Annotated in this window: 8 protein-coding genes; 1 reads left to right on the plus strand and 7 read right to left on the minus strand. The window is 46.2% G+C overall.

Features of this window, described 5'->3' with window-relative positions:
• From U9P07_11140 to U9P07_11150, 3 genes are all read right to left on the minus strand, one after another.
• The coding region (locus U9P07_11140; protein MEA2109962.1) for a Clp protease N-terminal domain-containing protein at positions 1-1,871 on the minus strand (1,871 nt) is incomplete at its 3' end.
• 346 nt (positions 1,872-2,217) lie between these two features.
• On the minus strand, positions 2,218-2,661 hold the full coding sequence (locus U9P07_11145; GenBank protein ID MEA2109963.1) for an Hsp20/alpha crystallin family protein: 444 nt from the start codon (positions 2,659-2,661) through the stop codon (positions 2,218-2,220).
• Positions 2,662-2,980: 319 nt separating this feature from the next.
• Entirely contained in the window at positions 2,981-3,274 is a 294-nt protein-coding gene (locus U9P07_11150; GenBank protein MEA2109964.1) for an EscU/YscU/HrcU family type III secretion system export apparatus switch protein, read from the minus strand.
• 409 nt (positions 3,275-3,683) lie between these two features.
• On the opposite strand from U9P07_11150, the gene U9P07_11155 reads away from it, so the two are divergent.
• Positions 3,684-4,397 carry a gamma-glutamylcyclotransferase family protein gene (locus tag U9P07_11155; protein MEA2109965.1) on the plus strand — a complete coding sequence of 238 codons (714 nt, stop codon included), beginning with the start codon at positions 3,684-3,686 and terminating at the stop codon, positions 4,395-4,397.
• On the opposite strand, the gene U9P07_11160 is transcribed toward U9P07_11155, so the two are convergent.
• The 4 genes from U9P07_11160 to U9P07_11175 form a co-directional block, all read right to left on the minus strand.
• Positions 4,347-5,867 carry a hypothetical protein gene (locus U9P07_11160; GenBank protein MEA2109966.1) on the minus strand — a complete coding sequence of 507 codons (1,521 nt, stop codon included), beginning with the start codon at positions 5,865-5,867 and terminating at the stop codon, positions 4,347-4,349. The genes U9P07_11155 and U9P07_11160 overlap by 51 nt on opposite strands.
• Entirely contained in the window at positions 5,867-6,352 is a 486-nt protein-coding gene (locus U9P07_11165; protein ID MEA2109967.1) for a hypothetical protein, read from the minus strand. Before U9P07_11165 ends, U9P07_11160 begins: the two co-directional genes overlap by 1 nt.
• Positions 6,333-7,601 carry a histidine--tRNA ligase gene (hisS, locus tag U9P07_11170; protein ID MEA2109968.1) on the minus strand — a complete coding sequence of 423 codons (1,269 nt, stop codon included), beginning with the start codon at positions 7,599-7,601 and terminating at the stop codon, positions 6,333-6,335. Before hisS ends, U9P07_11165 begins: the two co-directional genes overlap by 20 nt.
• Positions 7,602-8,235: 634 nt before the next feature.
• Positions 8,236-8,853, minus strand: a 618-nt coding sequence (locus U9P07_11175) for a hypothetical protein (GenBank protein MEA2109969.1), incomplete at its 5' end; no start/stop codon positions are given.

The following is an 8,853-nucleotide window of genomic DNA, read 5'->3' on the forward strand; positions in this document are numbered from 1 at the left end:
GCCCTGGCCAGCTCGGTTTTTCCCACCCCGGTGGGTCCTAGAAAGATAAAGCTGCCGATGGGACGATTGGGATCTTTTATCCCGGCCCGGGCACGAATGACCGCGTCCGCCACCGCACTGACCGCTTCATCCTGACCAACCACCCTTTCATGCAAGTGCTCTCCCAGGCGAACCAGCTTTTCCCGCTCCCCTTCCAGCAAACGACTGACAGGAATACCGGTCCAGCGGCTGACAATAGCGGCCACGTCCCCTTCATCCACTTCTTCCTTCAGCAGACGGTTCTTTCCTGCCTGGTCAGCCAAGAGCTTTTCAGCCTCCTGTTTTTCCTCTTCCAGTTTTGCCAGCACCCCGTATTTCAACTCTGCCGCTTTGTTCAAATCATATTCCCGTTCAGCTTTTTCAATCTCCAGGCGGGTCTCCTCAATCTTCCGGCTATAAGCCTGCAAATGGCTGATCTTTTCTTTCTCAACCTGCCACTGGGCCAACAGCGCCCGGCTGTTATCTTTGAGGTCCGCAAGCTCTTTTTCCAACACCTGCAGGCGCTTACGGGATGCCTCATCCTTCTCTTTTTTCAAGGCTTCCCGCTCAATCTCCAGCTGCATTATCTTGCGGGTAACCTCATCCAGTTCAGCCGGCATGCTGTCAATTTCCGTCCGCAGTTTAGCCGCAGACTCATCGATAAGATCGATGGCCTTATCCGGCAGAAAGCGGTCATTAATATATCGATGTGAGAGAACAGCCGCCGATACCAGCGCCGCATCCATAATCCGGACCCCATGGTGAATTTCATAGCGTTCTTTCAAACCCCTAAGGATAGAAATGGTATCAGCTACCGAAGGTTGAGCCACAAAAACCGGCTGAAAACGCCTCTCCAGGGCCGCGTCTTTTTCCACATGCAGGCGATATTCATTCAAAGTCGTGGCCCCGATACAGTGAAGCTCGCCGCGGGCCAGCATCGGTTTCAGCAGATTACCGGCATCCATGGAGCCTTCAGTTTTTCCAGCACCCACCACCGTATGCATCTCATCAATAAAGAGAATAATTTTTCCATTCGAATCATGTACTTCTTTAAGCACGGCTTTCAGCCGTTCTTCAAATTCACCCCGGAACTTGGCCCCGGCAATCAGAGCCCCCATATCCAGGGAAATCAATTTTTTCTCTTTCAGGCTTTCCGGTACGTCCTGGCGGATAATACGTTGAGCCAGACCTTCGACAATGGCGGTCTTGCCAACCCCCGGATCACCAATCAAAACCGGATTATTCTTTGTCCGCCGGGAAAGGACCTGGATCACCCGCCGAATTTCTTCGTCCCGGCCGATAACCGGGTCAAGCTTTCCCTGGCTTGCCGCCCGGGTTAAATCAAGACCGTATTTCTCCAAAGCCTGGTAGGTGTCTTCCGGATTCTGCGACGTAACCCGCTGACTGCCACGGACTTCCGACAAGGTCTGCAAAACCTTTTCTTTGGTCAAACCATAACCAGCAAATATCTTTGCCAAAGGATCCGAAGTATCATTAAGCAAGCTGAGCAACAGATGCTCGACACTGACATATTCATCTTTAAGGTAAGCAGCCTCATCCTGAGCCCCAAGAAGCAATTTATTTAAACGGTTCGTCACATAAACACTGCCGGCAGTGGTTCCAGTGCCGCTTACGGCCGGAATGGCATCCAGACGTTTTTCCACTTCCTTTTCCAGCGTCCCCGGCACCACTCCAACTTTTTCAATTACCTTGGGGATCAGGCCGTTCTCCTGCCGCAGCAAAGCCATCATCAGATGTTCGGCATCTACCTGCTGATGATTACGACGCAGGGCCAGGGTCTGGGCTTCCATCATCGCTTCCTGGGCTTTCTGAGTAAATTTATTCATATCCATGATCGTTAATTTCTCCTTATGTCAACTTTCTGAATTGTATATCTTGTTGGAATCACAAGAAATCTGTTAAATTAAAAAGTTTAGATTGCATTATCAGGAGTCAGAAGACAGGAGCCAGGAGTAAGAATATATTGAAAAACACTAAAATTCTGTCTTCTGATTGCTGACTTCTGACCTCTATTGATAAATCCATGGAACCTAACCGACAATTAACATGTTAATTTCAGCTTGCTAGTTTAAGTCAGAAAATTGAATCCTTATAAGACGGCATGAAGAAGGGGGCAGAAATGCCCCCCCAAACTTCCGGCTACCTTGAAAAAAAACGTGTCCGCTATACCAAAAAAGCTTACTGGATTTTGATATCAACTTTCTTCGGCTTTACTTCCTCTCTCTTCGGCAGGGTAATTTTTAAAACGCCCTTATCATAAGCCGCGTTAATATCATCCTGATCAACAGTAGTCGGCAGATCGAAAGAGCGCACAAAGGAACCATAGAAACGTTCAACCCGATGATAATTTTCCTTCTTTTCCTCCTGTTCAAGTTTGCGCTCACCTTTAATGGTCAATGTTCCATCTTCAATGTTAACCTGGATATCCTTTTCATCCACCTCCGGCAGCTCGGCTTTAATAACTATCGCCTGTCCATCCTCGTAGATATCCACCAAGGGCTGCCATGAGGGTACGGATAGTCCTTTTTCATCCGTGCGCTGCAAACTATCCTCAAACAACCGGTTGATCTGATCCTGAATAGTCATTAAATCGCGAAACGGTGTCCATTTTACCAGTGCCATGATTTTACCCTCCTTATAAAAATGATTAATTGATACCGGCATCTACCCGGTTACCATCCGAAAACCAGTCATTTCCGGCTAAATACTACACAGGTGCCATTTCCCTGAGACCGACTAAAACCTAAATCAAGTGATTTTTGAGCTAATAAGCCCCCCGTGATTTTGAACTGTTTAAATCGCTTAACTTGGGCAAAAGATCGCTGTAATAACAGGAATTTCCTTTGTCATACTATTAAAATTATAATGATGATTTTCTGATTGTCAAGGGTGGGAAAGTTTTTTTGAAAGGGAAAGGGAAGTAAATTATACTGCGAAGGGTTTATGGCTGATATTGCTGACTGGCCCGGTAGATCATCGCCAGGATATCAGCAACAACCTGGTAGAGCTCCGCTGGAATTTCCTGATTGATTTCCAGTTTCATCAGCACCTGCACCAGTTCAGAATTTTCCTGTAGAGGGATGCCATGGCGCTTGGCCATTTCAATGATCTTTTCAGCCACCACCCCGGAGCCCTTGGCTACCACGGCCGGGGCTTTCTGCTTCCCCTGCTCATAGCGCAATGCCGCCGCCATCAACTTTTTTCGGGATGGTTGTTCCTCCAAAATATCAGTCACCAAGTCCTCGACTATTACCAAATTATCAACTCAAAACGGTAGAAAATAACAATAATGATTTCATGTCCTTAGATTAACATAGACACCTGAAGTCAAAATATTTTTTCCAGGCCGGATTATTGATAAAAAGATTATTTTATGCTATACACGGAGTACAAATAACAGGGTTCTCTGTATCTTTGTGCCTCCGTGAAAGTTTTTATCTTTTTTGAAAATATAAACGAATGTTTTCACCATAAAGTTCATGAAGATTCTTTACAACACTACATATTCTTCATGTTCTTTATGTCTTCATGGTAAAGTAAAATCTGGGTTGCGGGCATAGCCCGCTTTAGTGAGTCTATCAAGAATAGACATCATAACTTTCCTTAAACTTATCCGGGAATTTCTGTTTTAAAACAGCAAAACTATGGTTGAAAAACTGAATAATCGCCTTAAAGTACTGACTGAAATGAGAAAAGCCGCAGTGGCTGAAACCAACTGCTTTTTTTTCTATGGCAGTTTAATGAAGCGCTATCCTAATTTCAATCGGTTTTTAAAACGGAAAACCCTTTCCATCAGACCGGCATACTGCCAGGGTTTTCTCTACCATCTGCCCATTGGTTTCCCCGGGCTCATCCCATTTGAAAACTGCCAGGATCTGGTTGTAGGTGAGCTGATGACGTTCAAGCATCCGGAAAAAATCATGAAAATTATTGACCGGTTGGAAGGTTTTTATCCTGACAACCTGCAAAAAAGCGTCTATATCAGGGTAAAACTGCCGGTCATTGTTGAAAAAACAAAATCCCCGGATGACTTTAAAGAACAGGATGCCTGGGTTTATACCTACCCATGGGAACATCTCAGCCCTGAACATCAGAAGGAGTTTTTTATTTCCTGTGGCAACTGGAAGTTATTCTGCGAACAGCCCCGAATTAAAGAACCTCGGCGGATCAGTAATTTATTCAGAAAAATGAGGCGTTCGCCAGATCCCCAACACGTTCATATTGAGCCCGGCTTCTGCATGGATGAAGAGATGCACGGATTCTGGAGTTCATCGATAGCCTGCAACCAGTTATGCAAAAACCGGGAATTATGCCGGGCAAATCGGCGCAAACAAATCAACAACCTCCATCAGTTGTAAACCACAACCAACAACCAGGACAGACCAGATTTTTTCCTGCTCAGCAGCTAACCTCTGATTCCACTGCTGCAATACCGTCAGGATTTTCTCCTCCATCCGTAAAATTAGCGGCCCGGGGTGTGCCCCCTCACGCTGCAAACCACTTCTTACCGTTGCCATAAATCGGCTGATGGAAGACACCGGTAACGGCCGGGGATTTTGCGCCCAGCTCAGTATACCCTGAACCTGATCCCGGCAGCTGAGATCCATATTATAGCCATACTGGAAACCTTTAAAGGCCATTATCACCGGCAGGTAATCATAATCCCGGTCACCATGCCGCCAGAGACGAAGAAAGGAATATTCGACCACCTCTTTTTTTACTTCTTCAAAAAAAGAAAGGTGATGCCGCCGCTGAATCACCCCACGCAGCTCATTGCCGGCTAAACGTTTCTCCCGCAGACGGCCCTTTTCATCGCGACCCAAGTCACCGCCAAGCATCAACAGACACAGGTAATCATCCAATCCCGGTTTCACCTCTCCCAGGCCCCGGTGTTCAATATTAAGGTGCAGGCTGTGGGGTTTAATTTCAGGCACAAAGTCAACCGCTTCCCGAATCATATTTGCTGCCACAGCCGGATCGGTAGTCAGGGGCAGGGAATATTTGTGGGGGTAGTCAATCCGTACCATACAATATTCATAAAACCCGCCAAAACGAGAAAGGGTAAACAGACGACGGCCACGAACATGAGTGTCAACATAACCACCCAAACGCCAGGTCACATCATCCAGTACAAAGGCACTGTAGTACTCCATATTATGAAAAGGGTCATGAAAATCAAGGCCTTTGCCTTTTTTATCAAAGGTGGCATAGCGGCCAAGGTTGCTGAACTCCATTTCAATCCCGAGGGGAGTATTCCCGGGCATGAGCAGCGATCGAAGCTCTGCCGCCTCGGCGGCAATCTGTTCCGGTTCAAAGAGTTCCCGGGCGGCTTTCAAAGCCAGCAGGCAATAGATGAAAAGGTGCCGGTTCTCTTCCTCTATCACCTGGGTAATCAGGGGTTCCAGCGCCCGCTGACAGGCATCCCGGTGCCGGTTCATCCAGCGAAGAACCACCAGGTTGATGGGTGCAGCCCAATAACAGGATGGGGATGGCTGGGGTAAGTCCATCCAGCGTGACGCCTGAGTATACTGGACCAGGAAACCAAATAGGTAATGGCGGAAAATTAAGGGCAGATAAACCGGCAGCAGTTTCTGGTGACGCCAGGTAAACCAGCTGATCACCATTTTGTCATGGAGATTTTTACCGGCAATGGCAAGGTTATCTTTGAATGGCTGTTTGGAGTGAGTGGCCTTAAGATGGAGGAAACGTCGTTTGTAGGTGACCCCAACAAATTCCCGGTGGAAACGTATTTTTTCAACCGGGGTCAAACTATCATAAAAGGTTCGATAGGAAGTTGAATTATATTGTACCGGAAAATACAGGGCCATTAACCATAGTCACCGCGGACATATTTTTCAATCTCGACTCGTGCCATAACCACTGAATCTCTCATCAGCTTATACAAATTATCAGAAGATGTCAAATTTGACATGTAACCCAACATATCACGAGACACTTTTTCCATATCTTCAATCAATTTCTTCCCATCATAAGGAGTGGTCTCGACCTGTTTCAGTTTCTGGTGATAATCATCCATAATCGCAATCAACCGATCTGTATCAACTATGCCTTTTTCCCGCAGGTTAATTCCCTGGGGAGAATCGGGTAAATCATCGATTTCATAAACCGGAAAAGGGGCATGGGGAGATGAAACCGCTGAAGCTGATTGACTTGAATATTCCTGTCCGGCAATCCGGTTCCGCAGCAAATCCTGAAAACTTGCCGCCGCATCCCTCTTCCCCTTCGCCTGACGATTCTTATCCTGGGCGTTTGTGGCTGAAACCGTGGAGGAATCAGTTATTTTGATGCCCATCAAATACCTCCCTGATGCTGGTAAATAATGTATTCATGGGAATATCCTGCTGTTCCTTTGTCTTCATATTTCTCAAGATCGCCGCACCATGTTCGATCTCCTGACCACCGGCAATAAGAGTATATGCTACATTGTTCCTATCGGCTTTTTTCATCAAATTCTTTAGGCTTTTCTGCCGGTAATTCAATACCGCACCGACACCTGCCTGGTTTAATTTATGCATCAGCGGATAGAGAATATTAAGGGCCGATTCTCCAAGGGCTGCGAGATAGATAAACGGAGCAGAGACTGGAACTGACGCACTGTCCACCAGCATCGCCAGCCGTTCCATACCAATGGCAAAACCGATGGCTGGTGTCGGTTTTCCACCCAGTTCTTCCACCAACTGATCATAACGTCCACCGGCAGCCACTGCATTCTGCGCGCCCAGGTCTCCGGCAAGAAATTCAAAAGTTGTCCTGGTATAATAATCCAATCCCCTGACCATGAACGGGTTGACATGATAATCAAGACCAGCCGCATTCAACAACCGGACAACCCCACCGAAATGATCCTGACACTCAGTGCCCAGATAATCCAGGATTTTCGGGGCGTCTGCAACCACACTCCGGCAATCAGGCCGCTTACAATCCAATACCCGCAAAGGATTTTTATCCAGCCGCCGCTGGCAATCACCGCACAAATGTTCACCCTGCCGTTGCAAATAATCCTGTAAGGCCTGGCGATATGCCGGTCGGCAGTGCTTGCAACCCAGAGAATTAAGGTTCAATTTTGCCGAGCTTATCCCCAATATATGAAAATATCGTGCCAACATAATAATAATTTCGGCATCCTGATGATAATCCTCCTCGCCAAAGACTTCCGCTCCCAATTGATAGAATTGACGATACCGCCCTTTTTGCGGCCTTTCATAACGAAACATGGGGCCAAGATAGTATAATTTATTAATGTTTCCGGTCGCTGCCATCCCATGTTGAATGAAAGCCCTGACCACGGAAGCTGTTCCTTCGGGACGTAAGGTAAGACTTCTGTTTGAACGATCATGGAAAGTATACATCTCCTTCTCAACGATATCCGTGTTATCGCCAATACTACGGGAAAACAGCTCAGTGTACTCCAGGAATGGCAGACGGATCTCCCCATAATTATATGAGGATAGAAGCTGATGAAATACATTTTCGATCCATTGCCACGCATTCGTTTCCGCTGGCAGAATATCGTTAAAACCTTTTATAGCTTGAAGACCCACTGTTTATCTCCCCTATTTATATCTAAGTTTAGCCCTTTAGCTAAGGAAAATTAAAATTTCATATTAACTAGACGCAACATCCAACAGGTGACGGCATATAATAAATATTAGATTTTGTTTATAGATTGGCAATTTTTTCAGATTTCTCACAGAGACACGGAGTCACAGAGGGCAAATGACTGGGGTTCTCTGTGGCTTTGTGTCTCCGTGAGAGTATTTTTGTCTTTTTTAAAAACGTAGCCGAATATTTACGGCATATAATAGTGAACTCCCTGTAATCATTAAGCTAATATCTAACTGATAACAGCCAACCACTCAATTCAGGATTGTCTATCAACCAGTAATTTCAGCAGAAAGATACCGTAGCCGGAAGTAATTGGCAATAGGAAATTTTTACCCAGTTGTTATGAGTTCATCAATTTTGATTATTAACTTAACTTTCTGAGTTGTTCTAAAAACAGCTAAAAGAAATTTCCAAGGATGTTCCGGCATGGCTCTCGCTCATTCTCGCCGGCCGTCCATGGCCGGCTTCCGAGGCGTCCGCCGCGAATCACATCGTGTGATTCGTTCGGCGGCCAATACCGCTTAAGAGCCAGGCCCGAACATCCTGCTAATATGTCCCCGACAAAGCAAGTCAGAAAGTTGAGTTATTAATATTCATCTTTCCATCGGGATAAATATCCAGATGAAGAAACCCATTTTTCCGGGTTTCCCAGAGGATAAAATCTGTCAGTTTCTTCTTTCCTGTCCCGACAGCATCACATCGCGGGCCGATGACAATCTGAGGTAATTTTGCTAAACCAGGAACCGGAAATACAGCCGATTCGGTCAACGGCCTGATGCAGATCAAGGCTTCCAGTTGTTCCAACTCCAAAGCATGGGTTGACAGCCACTCCCTGCCCCCCGACTCTGTTCCTCCCCAAAGAATAATCTTGGCTTGTCCAAAAATAATATTCAGGGATAAGGACATTTCCCGTAAAAATTTTTTCCATGGTTTTCTTGGCCGAATATCATTGGCAACCGGGTTAATTGCCGTTATTTCAAGCTGATCAAAATAGCGGGGGCGACTAAGATCCGTAAGTTTTCGCCATCTGACACCATGATTCCGGGTCCACTCATAAAACTGGCGAAAAGGAGGATAGCCAGTCCACAAGCCATTATACCAGATTTCCTGGATCCCGAAATTCCGGACCATATAATCCAGGCCGCCTACCAACCCATTCTGGGGTTTAGTTAAAATCAAGGTCTTAAT

The sequence above is a fragment of the Pseudomonadota bacterium genome (assembly GCA_034660915.1).
Taxonomy (GTDB): domain Bacteria; phylum Desulfobacterota; class Anaeroferrophillalia; order Anaeroferrophillales; family Anaeroferrophillaceae; genus DQWO01.